We start from the raw sequence: 18,627 nt of genomic DNA, 5'->3' as shown, positions 1-18,627 counted from the left end.
CCGAACACGACCGTTAAGCCCTCCAGCGCCGATGGTACTTGGACCGAAGGGTCCTGGGAGAGTAGGACGCCGCCAAGCAAAGAAGAAAGAGCACTGCCGTTCATCCGGCGGTGCTCTTTTGTGTGCGAAGAAAATCTGCAATTGTGCTGGTATTACCGAGGGTTCACGGCACGACGTTATATTGGCCTGCAGCATAAGGGACGATACCATACAGAACAAGATCCATTACATACCGTAAGGCCGTCCTTTCGAACACGGCGGCGCCCAAAGCCTACAGCGTACCCATGTTGGCTGCTTAGCCTGCGGCCAGGCGTGATCTTGGCGTGCGTACAGAAGATGTCGCTGCTCAGGACCATGAGCAACGGACACCAGAGCCCTTATTTCGCTCCCCAATAGGGACTTTCATATTGTAACGGACACAGGCGGCCTTATTTGGCTTAAAATCATCCCAATAAGTTCCATTGGAGGCGAATAAGGTCTTCGGTGTCCGTTACACTGGGAAATATCCGGGAAATGAATGAATAGGGTCATTACGGTCCGTTACGAAAAACAGGAAGATCGAAGCTGGAAAGGACCAAACGGAATGTAAAAAGCTGAAATGGGTTGGACGAAGAACGATGGACAATGACCTGCCTGAAGGGTCTTTTTTGCGTACAGTGAAAACATAACCGGCCCCGGCTGCCCGGGCACCAACCGGGCGGTTTTCTCATACCTTAAACACGAATATTTTGCATCTGCCACGCCCACACTGAAAGGGAATGGAGAGGCACTTGGCAAATCATCAAATTATGGTATAATGTGAATAAAGTCAAAGAAAGTCAAAGTCAACACAAGCGAGCTGCAACAAGAGCTTCACGTTAGGAATAATGGAGGATGAGTGATGCGTAATATCTCCGATATCATCGAAAAATATCTCAAGAGTATTTTGCATGAAAGTCCTGAAGGTGCTATTGAAATTCAACGTAACGATCTTGCCGACCAATTTTCCTGCGTGCCGTCGCAAATCAATTATGTCATCAGCACCCGTTTTACTTTGGAAAAGGGGTACTTGGTCGAAAGCAAGCGCGGTGGCGGCGGTTATGTGCGCATCCGGCGGATTGAACTGCCCGGGCCGATCTCGCTGCATACCCATCTGCATGAAACGATCGGCGACGAAATCGGACAGTCTGCGGCTGAAGGGCTTATTTATCAGCTGGAAGAGGCCCGTTTTCTGACCCTTCGGGAGGCGGCGCTCATGCGCTCGGCCGTATCCCGCGACGTGCTGATGGTTAAATTGCCCTACCGTGACCAGATTCGGGCAAGAATGATGAAAGCGATGCTGATCTCTTTGTTGGGTTAGGTTCACTTTTAGAACAACCGCTTCAATGAAAGTTCTTCAGTGGAGGAGGGACATCCATGCAATGCCAAGAATGCGGCAAACGCCCCGCGACCTTGCATTTCACCAAAATCGTGAACGGGGAGAAGACGGAATTTCACATCTGTGAATCCTGTGCCCGCGAAAAAGGGGAGATGATTCCCGGAACGTCGGGCGGTTTTTCGATCCACAATTTGCTGTCGGGGTTCCTTGATCTGAGCCCGGGGAACAAAAGCCAAATATCCGGGAGCAAAACGCCTGAACATCTGCGCTGCGAGGAATGCGGCATGACGTATTCCCAATTCAGTAAAATCGGGCGTTTCGGTTGCAGCTCTTGTTACAAATACTTCAATGAACGTCTGGACCCGCTGTTCAAAAAGGTTCACGGCAATACGGTCCATGTTGGGAAAATCCCTAAACGGACCGGTGGTCATATTCAAGTCAAGCGCAAGCTCGAGGATCTCCGCAGGGAACTGCAGTACCGGATCGTCCAAGAAGAATTCGAGGAAGCGGCGGCACTCCGGGACCAGATTCGCGAGTTAGAGAAAAACATTTCCGCAGAGTAGGAGGGATGCGTGGTGACCCATCTCCGATTTACAGAACAGCCGCTTAGCGAATGGATGAGCCGCGATGGCAAAGAGTCCGATATCGTCATCAGCAGCCGGGTACGGATCGCCCGTAATGTGCTGCATCAGCCCTTTCCGATGCTGTCCACCAACCAGCAGTCGGAAGAGGTGCTAACGCAGCTGCAGAACGTCTTGTCGGATGAACGACTGCAGGCTTTCGGCAAGCTGTACCCGATCCTCCTTACGGATTTGGATGACCTGGATAAACGGGTGCTGGTGGAGAAGCATCTTATCAGTCCCAATCTGGCGGGCGAATCCAGAAACGGGGCAGCCTTCATCAGCGAAGACGAAAGCCTCAGCATCATGATCAACGAAGAGGACCATTTGCGCATCCAATGCTTGTATCCGGGGTTCCAGGTACAGGAGGCATGGGAAAAAGCGACGGCGATCGACGACATTTTTGAAGCCCATGTGGATTATGCTTTCGACGACCGCCGCGGCTATCTTACCAGCTGCCCGACCAATGTCGGCACCGGGCTTCGGGCATCCGTCATGATGCATTTGCCGGCGCTCGTGCTGACGCAGCAAATCAACCGGATTTTAACGGCGGTCACCCAGGTGGGTTTGACGGTTCGCGGGATTTACGGCGAAGGCAGCGAAGCGATGGGCAACTTGTTTCAAATCTCAAATCAGATTACACTAGGACAAAGCGAAGCTGAGATCATCGAAAATTTGTACGGCGTAGTTTTGCAGATCATACAGCATGAGAAAACGGCCAGAGAGAAACTGATCAGCGAATCGCGGTTGCGGATGATGGACCGGGTGATGCGTTCTTACGGGATTTTGTCGCATGCCTATATCATCGATTCGAAGGAGGCCGCCCAGCGGCTGTCCGACGTCCGGCTCGGCGTGGATTTGGACTTGATCGATAACGTGTCCGCGCAAGCGTTGAACGAGCTGAACGTGCTGACGCAGCCCGGTTTTTTGCAGAAGAAATTCAAGGAAAGCATGTCCCCGGGAGAACGGGATATGTTCCGCGCCAAACTTATTCGGGAGAGAATGGGAAATTAAAGGTTAGAACAACTATGGAGGTGTAGAGAAGATGATGTTTGGAAGATTTACGGAACGCGCCCAGAAGGTTTTGGCATTAGCCCAGGAGGAAGCCGTAAGACTGGGACATAACAATATCGGGACGGAGCATGTGCTGCTCGGATTGATTCGCGAAGGCGAAGGCATCGCCGCCAAGGCTTTGATCGGCCTTGGTCTCGGCCTTGAGAAGATACAGGACGAAGTCGAAACGCTGATCGGCCGCGGTCAGGAGCAGCCAACCAATATCGCTTATACGCCGCGCGCCAAGAAAGTCATAGAGCTGTCCATGGACGAAGCGCGCAAGCTTGGCCATACTTACGTCGGGACGGAGCATATTTTGCTCGGCTTGATTCGTGAAGGGGAAGGCGTCGCTGCGCGGGTACTGAACAACCTTGGCATCAGCCTGAACAAAGCGCGGCAGCAGGTACTGCAATTGCTGGGCAGCAGCGAAGCCGTATCGAGCCACCACGGCGCACCGGCCAACGTCAATACGCCGACGTTGGACAGCTTGGCCCGCGATTTGACGGCTTCCGCCAAAGAGGGCAACCTGGATCCGGTGATCGGCCGCAGCAAGGAAATCGAGCGGGTCATTCAAGTATTGAGCCGCCGGACCAAGAACAACCCGGTCTTGATCGGGGAACCCGGCGTCGGAAAAACGGCCATTGCCGAAGGCTTGGCGCAAAAGATCATCAACAACGAAATTCCCGAAACGCTGCGCGACAAACGGGTTATGACCCTCGATATGGGCTCCGTGGTCGCCGGCACGAAATACCGCGGCGAATTCGAGGACCGCTTGAAAAAAATCATGGATGAAATCCGCCAAGCGGGCAATATCATCCTCTTTATCGACGAGTTGCATACCTTGATCGGAGCAGGCGGCGCGGAAGGCGCGATCGATGCTTCGAACATCCTCAAGCCGGCGCTGGCCCGCGGCGAGCTGCAGTGCATCGGGGCTACGACGCTGGACGAATACCGCAAATACATCGAGAAAGACGCCGCGCTCGAACGGCGCTTCCAGCCGATTACGGTGGATCAGCCGTCGGTGGAAGAAGCGATCCTAATCTTGCACGGACTGCGCGACCGTTACGAAGCGCATCACCGCGTGAAAATTACCGATGAGGCGATCGATCAAGCGGTGAAGCTGTCCGACCGCTACATCCAGGACCGCTTCCTGCCTGACAAAGCGATCGACCTGATCGATGAAGCGGGCTCCAAAGTAAGGCTGAACTCCTACACGGTACCGCCGAATTTGAAGCAGTTGGAAAGCCGGTTGGACGATATCCGCAAGGAGAAAGACGCCGCCGTGCAAAGCCAGGAATTCGAAAAGGCGGCAGCGCTCCGCGACACCGAGCAAAAGATCCGCGAAGAGCTGGACGTGACGAAAAACCAATGGAAAGAAAAACAAGGACGTACCGATTCCGAAGTGACACCGGAGGACATCGCTCAAGTCGTCGCCAGCTGGACGGGGATTCCGGTCAGCAAGTTGAAGGAAGAGGAAACCGAACGCCTGCTCAATATGGAGGGTATCCTGCATGAACGCGTCATCGGCCAGGACGAAGCCGTGAAGGCCGTCAGCCGGGCGATCCGCCGGGCGCGCGCGGGACTCAAGGATCCGAAGCGGCCGATGGGCTCCTTCATCTTCCTCGGTCCGACCGGGGTAGGTAAAACCGAGCTGGCCCGGGCGCTCGCCGAAGCGATGTTCGGCGATGAGAATGCCGTGATCCGGATCGACATGTCCGAATACATGGAGAAACACTCCACGGCCCGCCTCGTCGGGGCGCCTCCGGGGTACGTCGGTTACGAAGAAGGCGGCCAACTCACGGAAAAAGTACGCCGCAAACCGTATTCGGTCGTGCTGTTGGACGAAATCGAAAAAGCGCATCCGGAAGTGTTCAACATCCTGCTTCAAGTGCTGGAGGACGGACGTTTGACCGACTCCAAAGGCCGGGTGGTCGATTTCCGCAATACACTGATCATCTTGACCTCTAACGTCGGCGCCGAAGCGATCAAACGCAATACGCGCCTCGGATTTACGGCGGTTCAGGATGCCGGAGCGGATTACGACAACATGAAGGGCAAAGTGATGGAAGAGCTGAAGAAGAGCTTCCGTCCCGAGTTCCTCAACCGGATCGACGAAATTATCGTCTTCCACTCTCTGGAGGAGTCGCATATCGGCCAAATCGTCTCCCTCATGTCCGAGGAACTTCGCAAGCGGCTGCGCGAATATGACGTCGACTTCACCCTGACCGACAAGGCGAAGGCCTTCCTCGCCAAAGAAGGCTTCGATCCAGCTTACGGAGCGCGTCCGCTGCGCCGGGCGATCCAGAAATACATCGAGGATCGCTTGTCCGAAGAGCTGTTGACCGGCAACGTGAAGAAAGGCGACTTGCTGACGATCGACGAAGAGAACGGCGCCCTTACTGTAGAACGTACGGGTAGCTTCATCAAAAATGCGTAACGGAGCCTGATCTCCGTAAACCCAAAACGGACCTGCATACCTCTGCGGGTCCGTTTTGCTTTTAAAAGGATTTGTCGCCCGTACGGACGCGCCTTGACGTCGGCTCGAAGGAAATCGCGGCTGTGTTGGCGAATATGAGAAAAATCAAGGAGGCTGGCTCAAGTGAAAGAAACGATTCTTATCGTGGATGATGAGAAAGAAATCATCAAGCTAATGGAAATATATATGCGTAACGAAGGATACCACCTGCTCGCCGCGGCGGACGGCCTGGAAGCACTGGAACTGCTGGAGACGAATTCCGTTGATTTGATCATCCTTGATGTCATGATGCCCCGGCTGGACGGGATAGAAGCCTGCATGCGCATACGCGAAGAACGGGATACCCCGATTATCATGTTGTCCGCCAAAAGCCAGGACATCGACAAGATCGCCGGACTGAGCATCGGCGCCGACGATTACGTCACCAAGCCGTTTAATCCTTTGGAGCTCATCGCCCGGGCAAAATCGCAGCTGCGCCGTTATCATCGATTTTCCAAACAAGCCCCGGCCCCGAATCAGGATGAGATCGTCATCGATGACCTGGTCATCAATACCGCTATGCATAAGGTAACGGTGGATGATCGGGAAGTCAAACTGAAGCCGCGGGAGTTTGAAGTGCTTAAGCTGCTGGCCCTACACCGGGGAGTCGTGCTCGGTATGGATAAAATATACGAGGAAGTCTGGAGGAACCCTACATGGAGTCGAAAAACACAGTCATGGTGCATATCCGCAGGCTCCGCGAGAAGATCGAGCGGGATCCGCAGCGTCCCCGCTATATCAAAACGGTTTGGGGCATCGGCTATAAGCTGGAAGCTAATTAAAACGGACAAGAGGGTAGGGCAAAAATGAGGTTGAAACGTTTGTTATCACTGCGGCCAGTACGGAGCGAAGGGAAAATACGTCGACATCTCCATAAGCCGGGAGGGGGAGTGGGCCGTTATCCGGTTTACGAACTATGGCGATGAGATTCCCCATAGCAGCATCCCCCACCTGTTCGACCGGTTTTACCGCGTCGAAGGCTCCCGCTCCAAAGAAACGGGCGGTACGGGTCTGGGGCTCGCCATCGCCAAAAGCATCGTCGATGCGCATGGAGGACAAATATCGGTCGCCAGCAATCGCCAACGCACCGTGTTCGAGACGCGCTTTCAATTGTCCGGCGCCGATTCATAAACGAATATAACGGAGTTGCCCGCGAGATCAGGACCGCTCGGCTAAAACGCCGGATGGCTTTTCTTGACCGATCGTGGCAAGAAATTCGGAAGGTCATTGAAAGCTTGAGGACAGGGAAGGCCGGTGGGTTGGGCGGCAGATCAACACTTGCTATCCGGACGCTTTGCAAGTTTATCCCGTTTGATCAGGTACCAGAGAAAGAGATAAGCTCTGGAGAAGAAAATATGTTGTGGATAAGAGCAGATAGGCTCGAGATAATTAGACGGGTTTAGGAGAGGAAACAGCTTTAGGAGAAGTGAAGCAGACCAGTCAGGCCGCGGCCACAAGGGGCTGATTCGGTTGGCGCACGATCAGCCGGCGATAGGTAATCGCCGGAATTGCCACACCCATATGCAGCAACGTCTGCCGCATCGTTTCTTCCGCTCCGGGCAGGCGCAGCCGGCGGCGTACGGTGTACTCGTTCAGGTACGCCTGCAGATGCTTCACGCCCAAGGCTACATACGTACTCGTCAGCGACTCCCACGCCGCTCTCACTACTTTTCGCAAGGGCAAATATAGCCGGAAGGCTTGAGGGAACAACTGCACCGCCGATGTACGGATATCCACATGCCCGTTGATGAACGCGGTGAATTCGTGACGGTTTGCCCTTTTTCCGTCTCCCCTCTTATGCGGCAACAGGCGGATTTTGATCTGCTCCGGCTCGCCCGACTCCGTTACCGTACATCCCGCTACGACCGCCAAGGCATTCGGATGCGGAAACTGACACCGGGACGGATTACACCCATACAGATCGCTGTTCACCTTCACGTCTCCGCAGAGCAGCTCCCGGGCATCAAACTCCCCAACGGCATGGCGTATTTTGTGCAGCATTAACCAGGCGGTCTTGTAGGTAACCCGGATCACCTGGCTCAGCCGCATCGCCGAGATGCCGTCGGGTAGCAGAAACTGCTCTAGCTCCTGAAACCATTTCAACAGGGGCAGATGCGTTTCCTTCAAACATCGTGCCAACCAAAGGCGACGTTTGATGCGCGCACCTTCCGCACTCGAACAAAGGGATGCGCCGGGAGGCCAGGCGGCTGCACCGGGTATGAGCGCAGCGCGGGCAGACGAAGCCGTTTGGCCACTTCATCGCGATCAGTGCCTCCATGCAGGCCTGCTCGCCGTGATAACGGCTGGTGAAGGGTTGAAGATCCGTTCCCGCATTGACTTCCATATCCGCTCCCCCCCAAAAAAATCAATAATTCACGCACATACGTTCCTTTTTCAAGTCGAACATCTCACCTAAGCCGCCTCATTTTTCCCCTATCTCTTTTTTCTTTAACCCTCCCCCTAGCCCCCAACCCCTGCCCCCTGAACGAAAGGGATAATCGTGCAAAGCAGAGTGCAGGGGATACCAAGACACGAATCCTATAGACAGCCACCTCAGCCACTTAGGTACTCGAAGTCACCGGCGAGGTTTACTTATTATGTGTCGGCTCGAACGCATGCCCGGTTCGAAAATGATAAGCAAACGATAAGAACTTGTTAAGATTTGCTGAAAGAATTGTTCATTTTCCTCTCTTATACTGCTCTTCGGAGGTCCCAAATAGAGAGGAGTTACCGAAGTGGTCTTTTCGAGTTTGATTTTTTTGTATCTGTTTCTGCCTGCTTTACTGGTCGTTTACTTCATGTCCCCGAATGGGAGTTACCGGATTTGGGTGTTGATTGGTTTTTCCTATGTTTTTTATGCCTGGGGGGAACCCGTTTGGGTCGTTTTGCTGTTGTTGGCTTCGATGCTGGGATACGTCTTTGCGTTAGGCATCGAGCGGTGCAGGGGAACGAGGATGGCAAAATCCCTGCATATCACCGCGGTCATCATCAATATCGGCATGCTGGGATTTTTCAAATATGCCGGATTCCTCATCGAAAATGTCAACGCGCTATTGCCGGTGAACCTGCCGGTACCGGACGTGAAGCTTCCGATCGGGATTTCCTTTTTCACCTTTGAACTGATTTGTTATTTGACGGATGTGTATCAAGGAAAGATTCAAGCACCGCGATCGCCGAAAAAAGTATTATTTTACGTCTCTTTTTTCCGCATTTGGTGGCCGGCCCCATCATCCGCTACTCGGATATCGAGCGGCAGATCGAAAGGCCGCGAGTTACGTTGCCTGGTTTTAGCGAAGGAATTACGCGTTTTATGCTGGGACTTGGCAAAAAGGTGCTGCTGGCTAACCTGTTGGGGGAGGCCGTCCCGCAATTGCTGAATCCCGGTTCGGAATCCGCCTCCGTGCTTGGAATCTGGTTCGGCATCAGTTTGTACGCTTTGCAGATTTACTTCGACTTTTCTATTCGTCGTTTGGTTTCTGACCGGGATTTGGCATGGGGCGAGTTGGAACTATGTAATTTGGGGGCTTTATTGCGGGGCTTTGATTTTTATCGAACGACAGTTTCTGGGAAAGTGGCTTAATAAACTCCCGGCCATCGTGAGCCATAGCTCAATGTGCTTATGTTTTTGCTGCTGATTTTCGGATTCGGCATGATCAATTTGGCCGGCTATTCCTCCAAGGACACGTCTTAGCTTGAACAGCGGAAGCTTGCCGCCAAACCCGACTTTTCCCTGGAGGGCCTGTTTTCGGGGGAATTTACTCGGGGGATCGAAGACTTTTTTTCGGATCATTTCGCTTTCCGGGGGAAGATAGTCCAATCGGGAGCTTTTTTGAAGGAACTGAAAGGACTGCCCGGCACGGACCAAGCGACGATCATTCAGCAGGGAAGCGACAATACGGCGAAAAAGTCGGGTACTGCCTCGGCCTCCGGCCAAGCTACCCAATATTTGATTTATAAAGACCGGGCTTACACGCTCTTCAACTATTCCGCTTCGTCGGCCGAGGCGTATGCCGAAGCCTTGAACGGCTTCAAGGCCGCGGTTGACAAGGACGTCCACGTATACTCGAAGCTCGTCCCCACGGCGGCGGAATTTATGGAAGCGGAGAAATATCAGGAATTGTCGGATTCGCAAAAAAGCGCTTTCGAGCATATCAACGGGCTGCTCGATTCCGGGATCGGCCGGATCGACGTTTACGGCGCATTGCAGCAGCATATCAGTGAGGACGTATATTTCCGGACCGACCATCACTGGACGGCTTTGGGCGCCTATTATGCCTACGTCAACCTGATGGATGTGATGGGAGAAGAAGCCGTGCCGCTAAGCTCTTATTCAACAGGGAAGATCGAAAACTTCTTGGGCTCCTCCTATAAAGCGACGCTGAGTTTCAGGCTCAAAATGCACCCGGATACGATCACCTATTATCCGCCGTTTGCGGAAAGTACGTATACCCGTCATCTAACGACCGGCAAAGCGGTTTCGGGCAAAGTCGTCAACCCCGATTACGCCAAAGCTAACAATGGCTTCTACGCCGTGTTTTTGGGCGGGGATTTCCCATGGGGGGAAATCGAGACGGATGAGCGGAACGACAAAAGGATAGCCGTGGTCAAGGATTCCTACGGGAATGCCCTCATCCCGTTCCTGATCCCGCATTTTGAAACGGTGTATTACGTAGATCCCAGATACTATAACGGCAATCTGACCGACTTCGTCCAGGAACATCAGGTGACCGACGTGCTGTTCCTGAACAATTCGACGGCGGCGCGCACAATGGGGATCGCTCAGCTCATCGACGGGCTTGTCGGAAATACAAAATAAAAATGTTGGAAAATACTACAAATCTTTAACGTTTAAGCCGATGAAATAAGTAAAAGGCAGCTTCCAAAGCGATGCTTTGGGGTTGCCTTTTTTCATCCTGTAACCTTTGACGGCCGCGCCTAATAACTTTCGGGAAATCCGAAAGAATGATAAAATTTGAGTACTGCAGCTTGAACGGCGCCTGCTAGGTTTGTCAAATATTTGCAAGGTGAGAAGGAGAGATAAATGGTTAAAGTAAAAACAAAGTTTTTTTGCTCCGAATGCGGTTATGAATCGCCCAAATGGTACGGGAAATGCCCGGGATGCGGCGCATGGAACTCCATGGTGGAGGAAGTCGAGAAAACCGTAAAAACGCAAGGGCTCGCTTCTGGACTATTTCATGCGAAAGAAAAGCCGCAATCCATCATAAATATAGAAAGCGGCAAGGAACCGCGCATTCAGACAGGCATCGGCGAGCTGAACCGGGTGCTCGGCGGAGGCGTGGTCCCGGGCTCGCTCGTTCTTGTCGGCGGAGATCCCGGCATCGGCAAATCGACGCTACTGCTGCAAACCTCGCATGAAATGGCCCGAACCGGTCTGAAGGTATTGTATATATCGGGGGAAGAATCCGTCCGTCAGACCAAACTGCGGGCAGAACGGCTAGGGACGTTATCCCCGGAGTTGTTCGTCTTGTGCGAAAGCAGCATGGATGGGATTGAAGAAGCGATCGACAGCGTGAAGCCGGATTTTCTGGTCATCGACTCGATTCAAACGGTGTATTTGCCGGAGGTGACCAGCGCCCCGGGCAGCGTATCCCAGGTTCGCGAGTGTACGGCCCGGTTTATGCGGATTGCCAAAGGGCAGGGGATTGCAACGGTTCTGGTTGGGCATGTGACCAAGGAAGGCGCCATTGCCGGACCAAGGATGCTGGAGCATATGGTCGATTGCGTGCTATATTTCGAAGGCGAGCGCCATCATTCCTACCGTCTGCTGCGAGCGGTCAAGAACCGTTTCGGCTCGACCAACGAAATCGGCATTTTTGAAATGAACGAATCCGGATTGGCGGAGGTAGCGAACCCGTCGGAGCTGTTTCTCTCGGAACGGCCCCTGGGCGTGGCCGGCTCGACCGTTGTGGCCAGCATGGAGGGGACGCGTCCGATGCTGGTCGAGCTGCAGGCATTGATTGCCGCCACGCATTTTCCTTCGCCGCGGCGGATGGCGACCGGCGTGGACCACCAGCGGATGAACTTGATCATCGCGGTGTTGGAGAAACGAATGGGCATGTTCCTGCAAAACCAGGATGCCTATGTCAATTTGGCCGGCGGCGTCAAGCTGGATGAACCGGCCGTCGACCTGGCGATCGCCGTCAGCGTCGCTTCCAGCTTTCGTGATCTGCCAACCAAGCCGTATGACGTGATCTTCGGGGAAGTCGGTCTAACCGGGGAAGTCCGCGCGGTATCGCGGGCGGAGCAGCGGGTCAAAGAAGCCGCCAAGCTCGGCTTCAAACGAGTGATTTTGCCGGAGAAAAGCATGAAGGGATGGAAGGGACCTCAAGGCATTCAATTGATAGGAGTAAATACCGTTGCAGATGCGCTAGCTGTTGCGTTAGATTAGGGGGCATTGATTGATGAAAGAAACTACCCATGCAGAGAAAATGAATGATTTGCTAAGGCTTGTGGCTCCGGGGACGGCTTTTCGCGACGGCCTTGAGAACGTGCTGCGGGCCAAAACCGGGGGCCTGATCGTCGTCGGCTATAGCCCGGAAGTGATGGAGGTCGTGGAGGGCGGCTTCTCCATCAACTGCGACTTCTCGCCGAACTACCTCTACGAGTTGGCCAAGATGGACGGGGCCATCATCCTGAGCGAGGACCTGAAGCGGATTCTATACGCCAACACGCAGCTGATCCCCGATTCCTCGATCGCCTCCTCGGAGACCGGGATTCGTCACCGCACGGCGGAACGGGTGGCGAAGCAAACCGGCAAGCTGGTCGTCTCCATCTCCCAGCGCCGCAATATCATCACCCTCTACCAAGGCGGATTGCGATATGCCTTGAAGGAGATCGGCGTGATCCTGACGAAAGCGAATCAGGCGATTCAGACGCTGGAGAAATACCGGTCCGTGCTGAATCAGGCATTAACGAATCTGACCGCATCCGAATTCGAAGAGCTGGTCTCCTTGCCCGAGGTGGTCAATGTGATCCAGCGGGTGGAGATGGTTATTCGGATCAAGATGGAAATCAAACGGTTCATCAATGAGCTCGGTACGGAAGGAAGGCTGATCAGCATGCAAATGGAGGAGCTGGTCAGCAACATGGAAGAGGAAGCCTGGCTGCTGTATAAGGATTATGCCAAGGAAGATCATGACGAAGCGATTCGCGAAATTATCATGGGCCTGAAACGTTCCAGCGATGATGAACTGCTAGACGATAATCATATTACTCGGATTCTTGGCTATCCGTCCGCTGCCGCAACCTCCGAGGATTTGATTTCGCCGCGCGGATATCGCGTGCTGAACAAAATTCCGCGCCTGCCCAATGTGATCATCCACAATTTGGTAGAGCGATTCGTCCAACTGCCGAACGTCATGATGGCCAGCATCGAGGAGCTGGATGAGGTGGACGGCATCGGAGAAGTGCGGGCCCGCGCGATTAAAGAGGGGCTCAAGCGCCTGCAGGAACAGGTATTCATTGACAGACAAATTTAAATCACCTATCATCAATGGATGATGTTAAGGAATATCTACTCGAGGTGAAGAGATGATTACGAAATCGATTCCGAACTTGTTCACGTTAGGGAACATGGTTCTCGGAATGCTGGCCATCATTCTGGCAATGGAAGGGCGTTTCAGCCTGGCAGCCATTATGGTAATTGTCGCTATGCTGCTCGATGGTTTGGACGGACGGGTCGCGAGGGCTTTAAACGCCCAAAGCGAGTTTGGCAAAGAACTCGATTCCTTATCGGACATTATTTCATTTGGTATGGCACCGGCACTGATTATGTACTTAATTTCCTTTCACAGCATTCCCACCGGCGTAGCATGGGCGGTAACCGCTATTTTTCCGATGTGCGGAGCGCTGAGACTCGCAAGGTTCAACGTTCAGAAGGGGGTCCCGGGATACTTCATCGGGTTGCCGATTCCGGCCGCCGGAGGGGTTCTGGCCACGCTGTCGCTGTTTTACAAGGATATAACGGCGCCTTATTTCGTCGTATCGATGATATTGTTATCCTATTTGATGATCAGCACCGTCAGATATCCGAATTTCAAAAAAATCGGCCTTCCGAAAAAGGCGATTGCCTATACGCCGCTCGTCGTTATTTTTGCCGTGGTGATCGCCGTCGCATTCCCGGATCAAATCGCCAAGCTGATCTTCATCCCCTTGGTGATCTATGCCGCTTACGGGCTCCGGCAGAATATCAACCGTTTGCTGCGCCGCAAACGGCGGGGCGATGAAGACGTCGAAGAAATGTATCGGCCGAAACGCTAAGCCGCGAACTCCCCATATACTCGAAAAAGGCATGGATCTCCCCGCAGGCGGAAAGGATCGATGCCTTTTTAGCTACCCCTGTTTAGTTTCACGGCCATAAGTCCTTTGCGTTTACGATAAATTAAACAACCCCAACGTGGCGCATTTTTGCGATTCGCGTTCCACAATTTCCTCCATATCAATCCCCAGCAAATTGCATAGGGCGGACATATAGAAAAGGTTGCGTCCAAGCTCGTTGGTAATGACGTCCCGGCAATTCTCGCAGAGCTCTCCATGGACGTGCTTGGCGATCGTATCTTTGGCCTGCTGCAAATCCATGCCCGGCTCGAAATCCTGCTTGGTGGCGTGCAGCTCGATGCAACCGCATTCGGTCACGGATTTGGTCACGGAACGGACGGCAGCGGCATTGGTTTGTCCCATTTTGGACAGAACATCCAGCAGACTGCGGTGACGGAGCAACAGTTCAGAAACTTGTTCTTGAAAAGATTGAAGGCTTGGTGCGCTCATTTTCCATCCACCTCAATATTATGAATTGAATTCATTATATGCCACATTTTCCTCCGATATCAACCTGAAATCCCATGGCCAAGGGCTTCCTCCGGCTTTGGCCGGTATTTTTTTGCCAAAAAAAGTTGCCGTTCGCGGATTATGCATCCAAAAACTGGTACATACTGGCTAAAGAAGATACTTAAATTTCAGGAGGTGAAGAGAGACGTGCTGAAAAAATACTTGCTGATCTTGGCCGGCTTATGCGGGGCCTGGTTCGGTTACACTTCGGGCGGGATGTTAGCCTATATGCCGGAAGCGATCCGCTCCTGGTTTCGCGGCATGCATCCGCTCACGGCAAATTTGTTATGGGCGGCGGCTGGCGCTTTACTGTTCTTGTTCCTGTTCTCCTTGGCTGCAGACGTCGTTTCTTCGAGAATCAAATCGTGGATCGCCGCTTTGACGCAGATTCCGATGAATGAAATGGCGGCCGGTGCGGCCGGTTTGACTGCGGGACTCCTTCTTTCCTTAACGGTCTATCCCCTGTTGTCCTGGCTCGGTCCGGTGGAGAGCTTCGCCAAGTTCGCGCTATCGGCGTTGTTCGGCTATATCGGGCTGTACGTTGGTCTTGCGAAGAAAGAAGAATTGTCCTCATTATGGAAATCGGGAAAATGGGGCGGTACGGCACTGGAGGAAGAACGCTGGGCGGAGGAGCACAAGATTCTGGACACCAGCGTGATCATCGATGGCCGGATCGCGGATATTTGCAAAACCGGATTTATCGAAGGAACGATCGTCATTCCGGAGTTCGTGCTGGAGGAACTGCAGCATATCGCCGACTCGTCGGATCTGCTCAAGCGCAACCGCGGGCGGCGGGGCCTGGATATTTTGAACAAAATCCAGAAAGAGCTCGACGTCAAAGTGATGATCTATGAAGGCGACTTCGAAGAAATCTCCGAGGTCGACAGCAAACTGGTCAAACTCGCCAAAGTTCTTCAAGGGAAAGTCGTCACCAACGATTTTAACCTTAACAAGGTATGCGAGCTACAGGGCGTGTCGGTGCTGAATATCAACGATTTGGCCAACGCCGTGAAACCGGTCGTGCTGCCGGGCGAGGAGATTATGGTGCAGGTCATCAAGGATGGCAAGGAGCATGGCCAAGGCGTCGCTTATTTGGACGACGGCACAATGATCGTCGTGGAGGGCGGACGCGATTACATCGGAACGATCACGGAGGTTCTGGTGACCAGCGTGCTGCAGACTTCGGCGGGACGGATGATATTTGCCAAGCCAAAACTGTTGGAAAAAGCCCAGTAATTCGGTATGATGGGAGTAAATGCGTTGCGTAAGGGCGTCGCGTTTAATTTCTGGCAAGGGTGAGGCAGACAATGATGGGGGATCAAGCAATCGGCGATGCGGGAGTGATCGTGGTAGCGGCCGGCAAAGGCACGCGCATGGGAACGGCGGAAAGCAAGCAGTATCTCATGCTTGAGAAGAAGCCGATCGTCATTCATACGCTGGAGGCATTTGACCGCCATCCTTCGATTGCGGAAATCGTGCTGGTTACCGGGGAGCAGGACATAGACCGGTGCCGGTCTTGGATTGCCGAATTCGGCATGACCAAACAGGTACAAGTAATTCCGGGCGGCGCCGAGCGTCAGCATTCGGTATATCAAGGGTTGCTGCAGATCAGCGCGCCTTGGGTACTGGTGCATGACGGCGTCCGCCCTTTTGTCACGAGGGAGCGGATTTCGGCCTGCTATGAAGCGGCGAAGGCTCATGGCGCGTCCGTGCTGGCCGTGCCGGTGAAGGATACGATCAAGCAGGCGGACGATCAAGGGAGGGTTGCAGCTACCTTGGATCGGCGCAGCTTATGGGCGATTCAAACGCCGCAGGCTTTTCGGCGCACCGATCTGCTGGCGGCCCACGAGCAAGCGGAGATCGAGCATTTTGTCGGCACGGACGATTCGATGCTGATCGAGCGGCTAGGCCTGCCGGTCAAGCTGGTGGAAGGACTATATAGCAACATTAAGATTACGACCCCCGAGGATTTGGACTACGCGGAATTCATCCGCCGGAAGCAACGGGGTTAAGACGGGGTTAAGAGAGAAACGCGCAGAATCATTCGCAGGGAGAGGGAGTATATCATGTTCAGGGTGGGACAAGGTTTTGACGTGCATCAGCTCGTAGAGAGCAGGCCGTGCATTATCGGCGGGGTAACGATCCCCTATGAAAAAGGGCTGCTGGGGCATTCGGACGCCGACGTATTGCTTCATGCGATCAGCGACGCGATATTAGGCGCGATGGGGCTGGGGGATATCGGACGCCATTTTCCCGATACGGATCCGGCCTTTAAAGATGCGGACAGCGTCGTATTGCTGCAGCAGGTCTGGGGCATGGTCGTAGAGCAAGGCTACCGCCTCGGCAATCTGGACGCAACCGTCATTGCGCAAAAACCGAAAATGGCGCCGTATGTGCCGCAAATGGTCGAGATCATCGCCCGGACGCTCGGCGCGGAGCCGGAGCGCGTAAACGTCAAAGCGACAACCACCGAGCAGCTCGGGTTTACCGGACGGGGCGAAGGCATTGCGGCACAATGCATTGTCTGCCTGGTCTCGGATGTGCTATCATCATAAGCTTGTAGAGGTTGTTCAAAAATGGTCTTTACATCACGAGGCAGATTAGCTTGCAACATAAAGGGAGGGGATTGGGATGACAGAAGTTCGCGTGCGGTATGCGCCGAGTCCGACGGGTCATTTACATATCGGAAACGCCAGAACGGCGTTGTTTAATTATTTGTTTGCCAGACATCACGGCGGGAAATTCATTATCCGCATCGAAGATACGGACGTGAAACGCAATGTGGCCGGGGGAGAAGAGAACCAGCTCACCTATCTGAAATGGCTGGGCATCGATTGGGACGAAAGCGTGGACGTCGGCGGGAATTACGGCCCATACCGCCAAACGGAGCGGCTTGAATTGTATCGTCCGCTCGTGCAGGATCTGCTGGATCGTGGACTGGCTTACCGCTGCTACTGTACGGAAGAGGAGCTGGAGAAGGAGCGCGAGGAGCAAACGGCCCGCGGGGAAACGCCGCGCTATTCCGGCAAGCACCGCAATCTGACGCCGGAGCAGATCGCCGCTTACGAGGCGGAGGGACGGCCGTACAGCATCCGGTTCCGCGTGCCGGAAGGGCGCACGTTTACGTTTGACGATCTGGTCAAAGGACCGATTTCGTTCGAGTCGGACATCAGCGGCGATTTCGTTATCGTCAAAAAAGACGGCATTCCGACCTACAATTTCGCCGTCGTGCTGGACGATCATTTAATGAACATCACTCACGTCCTGCGCGGGGAGGATCATGTATCCAATACGCCGCGGCAACTGATGATCTACGATGCGTTCGGATGGGAGCCGCCGGTGTTCGGTCATATGACGCTGATCGTCGGGGAAAACCATAAGAAGCTGAGCAAACGCGACGAGTCGGTGATTCAGTTCATCGAGCAATATGATCAGCTGGGGTATTTGCCGGAGGCGCTGTTCAACTTCATCGCCCTGCTCGGCTGGTCGCCGGAAGGGGAAGAGGAGTTCTTCACGAAGGAAGAGCTGATTTCGATTTTCGATGCGGGCCGCCTTTCGCGCAGTCCGGCGGTGTTCGATACGAACAAGCTGGCGCATTTGAACAACCATTACATCAAAAACGCCGATCCGGAGCGGATCGCCGCGCTCTCCATCCCGTATCTGCAAAAGGAGGATCGGCTTCCGGCCGAGCTGTCCGCGGAGCAGGAGGCATGGGCCAAAGCGCTGGTCGCTTTGTATCAGGAACAAATGACGTCGGCGTCGGATATCGTGGAGCTGTCGGAGATGTTCTTCCGCAGCGAGCTGACGCTGGATGACGAGGGAGCCGCCGTGCTGGCGGAGCCGCAGGTGGGGACCGTGCTGGGTGCGTTCCTCGCGAAGGTCGAGGGGCTGGCCGCCGGGGAATTCGGCGTGGAGCAGATCGCCGCTGCAATCAAAGAGGTGCAGAAGGAGACAGGCAGCAAAGGCAAAGGTCTGTTCATGCCGATTCGCGTCGCGCTGACCGGGCAAATGCACGGTCGCGACTTGAACCAGACGATCTGGCTGCTGGGCCAAGCCAAAGTCATCGATCGGCTTAAAGCCCGCATTGCCAGCTTGTAGGCCGGCCCGGGGCCGCGAAGCATAAAATGGTCGGGTTTCCTTGCCGGGGCAAAACATTTCTTGTCAGTTTACCTGCCTTTAGGTAATATAAAGGCAGACACTACTTTACGAAAAAATTAAAGGCGGCAGAGTTTAGC

General features: G+C 53.9%; 16 protein-coding genes, 1 rRNA gene and 3 pseudogenes. 16 read left to right on the top strand and 4 right to left on the bottom strand.

Annotated elements, in window-relative coordinates; genetic code table 11:
• From rrf to ACQ4N8_RS15685, 7 genes and pseudogenes are all read left to right on the top strand, one after another.
• Positions 1-78: ribosomal RNA gene (gene rrf, locus ACQ4N8_RS15715) — 5S ribosomal RNA — on the top strand; the annotation flags it as partial.
• An 802-nt stretch (positions 79-880) separates the two neighbouring features.
• A complete protein-coding gene (locus tag ACQ4N8_RS15710; RefSeq protein WP_430705302.1) occupies positions 881-1,339 on the top strand; it encodes a CtsR family transcriptional regulator in 459 nt (152 codons plus the stop codon).
• Between the two features lie 56 nt (positions 1,340-1,395).
• Entirely contained in the window at positions 1,396-1,920 is a 525-nt protein-coding gene (locus tag ACQ4N8_RS15705; protein ID WP_430705301.1) for a UvrB/UvrC motif-containing protein, read from the top strand.
• 12 nt (positions 1,921-1,932) lie between these two features.
• Complete coding sequence (locus tag ACQ4N8_RS15700; RefSeq protein WP_430705300.1) at positions 1,933-2,991, top strand: protein arginine kinase; 1,059 nt, start codon at positions 1,933-1,935, stop codon at positions 2,989-2,991.
• A gap of 31 nt (positions 2,992-3,022) precedes the next feature.
• Complete coding sequence (gene clpC / locus ACQ4N8_RS15695) at positions 3,023-5,467, top strand: ATP-dependent protease ATP-binding subunit ClpC (RefSeq protein WP_430705299.1); 2,445 nt, start codon at positions 3,023-3,025, stop codon at positions 5,465-5,467.
• Between the two features lie 162 nt (positions 5,468-5,629).
• Positions 5,630-6,327, top strand: a pseudogene (locus tag ACQ4N8_RS15690) (response regulator).
• A 67-nt stretch (positions 6,328-6,394) separates the two neighbouring features.
• Positions 6,395-6,676 (top strand): annotated as a pseudogene (locus tag ACQ4N8_RS15685) (sensor histidine kinase); the annotation flags it as partial.
• Positions 6,677-6,985: 309 nt separating this feature from the next.
• Here the strand turns inward: ACQ4N8_RS15685 and ACQ4N8_RS15680 are convergent.
• From ACQ4N8_RS15680 to ACQ4N8_RS15670, 3 genes and pseudogenes are all read right to left on the bottom strand, one after another.
• Complete coding sequence (locus tag ACQ4N8_RS15680) at positions 6,986-7,672, bottom strand: transposase (protein WP_430705304.1); 687 nt, start codon at positions 7,670-7,672, stop codon at positions 6,986-6,988.
• A gap of 85 nt (positions 7,673-7,757) precedes the next feature.
• Positions 7,758-7,805: pseudogene (locus tag ACQ4N8_RS15675) on the bottom strand (hypothetical protein); the annotation flags it as partial.
• Positions 7,806-8,399: 594 nt separating this feature from the next.
• The gene (locus ACQ4N8_RS15670) at positions 8,400-8,561 is read right to left on the bottom strand and encodes a hypothetical protein (RefSeq protein ID WP_430705298.1); all 162 of its coding nucleotides are present in this window, start codon (positions 8,559-8,561) and stop codon (positions 8,400-8,402) included.
• Between the two features lie 108 nt (positions 8,562-8,669).
• Here ACQ4N8_RS15670 and ACQ4N8_RS15665 point away from each other — a divergent pair, with 108 nt between their 5' ends.
• The 5 genes from ACQ4N8_RS15665 to pssA all read left to right on the top strand — a co-directional run bounded on the left by ACQ4N8_RS15665 (position 8,670) and on the right by pssA (position 13,825).
• Positions 8,670-9,125 carry a hypothetical protein gene (locus ACQ4N8_RS15665; protein ID WP_430705297.1) on the top strand — a complete coding sequence of 152 codons (456 nt, stop codon included), beginning with the start codon at positions 8,670-8,672 and terminating at the stop codon, positions 9,123-9,125.
• Positions 9,126-9,374: 249 nt separating this feature from the next.
• Positions 9,375-10,361 carry a DHHW family protein gene (locus tag ACQ4N8_RS15660; protein WP_430705296.1) on the top strand — a complete coding sequence of 329 codons (987 nt, stop codon included), beginning with the start codon at positions 9,375-9,377 and terminating at the stop codon, positions 10,359-10,361.
• Positions 10,362-10,586: 225 nt separating this feature from the next.
• Positions 10,587-11,954 (top strand): DNA repair protein RadA, encoded by a 1,368-nt coding sequence (radA, locus tag ACQ4N8_RS15655; protein WP_430705295.1) that lies wholly within the window; start codon positions 10,587-10,589, stop codon positions 11,952-11,954.
• 13 nt (positions 11,955-11,967) lie between these two features.
• Positions 11,968-13,044 (top strand): DNA integrity scanning diadenylate cyclase DisA, encoded by a 1,077-nt coding sequence (disA, locus tag ACQ4N8_RS15650; protein ID WP_430705294.1) that lies wholly within the window; start codon positions 11,968-11,970, stop codon positions 13,042-13,044.
• Positions 13,045-13,096: 52 nt separating this feature from the next.
• Positions 13,097-13,825: a CDP-diacylglycerol--serine O-phosphatidyltransferase gene (pssA, locus tag ACQ4N8_RS15645; protein ID WP_430705293.1), complete on the top strand. Its 729-nt coding sequence runs from the start codon at positions 13,097-13,099 to the stop codon at positions 13,823-13,825.
• Between the two features lie 111 nt (positions 13,826-13,936).
• Here the strand turns inward: pssA and ACQ4N8_RS15640 are convergent, their stop codons facing one another.
• Positions 13,937-14,332 (bottom strand): DUF1573 domain-containing protein, encoded by a 396-nt coding sequence (locus tag ACQ4N8_RS15640; RefSeq protein WP_430705292.1) that lies wholly within the window; start codon positions 14,330-14,332, stop codon positions 13,937-13,939.
• Positions 14,333-14,539: 207 nt separating this feature from the next.
• Between ACQ4N8_RS15640 and ACQ4N8_RS15635 the strand changes: the two genes are divergently transcribed.
• The 4 genes from ACQ4N8_RS15635 (at position 14,540) to gltX (ending at position 18,490) form a co-directional block, all read left to right on the top strand.
• Entirely contained in the window at positions 14,540-15,628 is a 1,089-nt protein-coding gene (locus tag ACQ4N8_RS15635; protein ID WP_430705291.1) for a PIN/TRAM domain-containing protein, read from the top strand.
• A 74-nt stretch (positions 15,629-15,702) separates the two neighbouring features.
• The gene (gene ispD, locus ACQ4N8_RS15630; RefSeq protein ID WP_430705290.1) at positions 15,703-16,404 is read left to right on the top strand and encodes a 2-C-methyl-D-erythritol 4-phosphate cytidylyltransferase; all 702 of its coding nucleotides are present in this window, start codon (positions 15,703-15,705) and stop codon (positions 16,402-16,404) included.
• A 54-nt stretch (positions 16,405-16,458) separates the two neighbouring features.
• Positions 16,459-16,947 (top strand): 2-C-methyl-D-erythritol 2,4-cyclodiphosphate synthase, encoded by a 489-nt coding sequence (ispF, locus tag ACQ4N8_RS15625; protein WP_430705289.1) that lies wholly within the window; start codon positions 16,459-16,461, stop codon positions 16,945-16,947.
• Positions 16,948-17,023: 76 nt separating this feature from the next.
• A complete protein-coding gene (gltX, locus tag ACQ4N8_RS15620; protein ID WP_430705288.1) occupies positions 17,024-18,490 on the top strand; it encodes a glutamate--tRNA ligase in 1,467 nt (488 codons plus the stop codon).
• Positions 18,491-18,627: the final 137 nt, after the last annotated feature.

Origin of the sequence: Paenibacillus macerans (genome assembly GCF_050565405.1) — a bacterium.
Taxonomy (GTDB): domain Bacteria; phylum Bacillota; class Bacilli; order Paenibacillales; family Paenibacillaceae; genus Fontibacillus; species Fontibacillus macerans_B.
The sequence above is the reverse complement of the archived record's forward strand: the minus strand, read 5'-3'. Positions and strand labels throughout refer to the sequence as shown.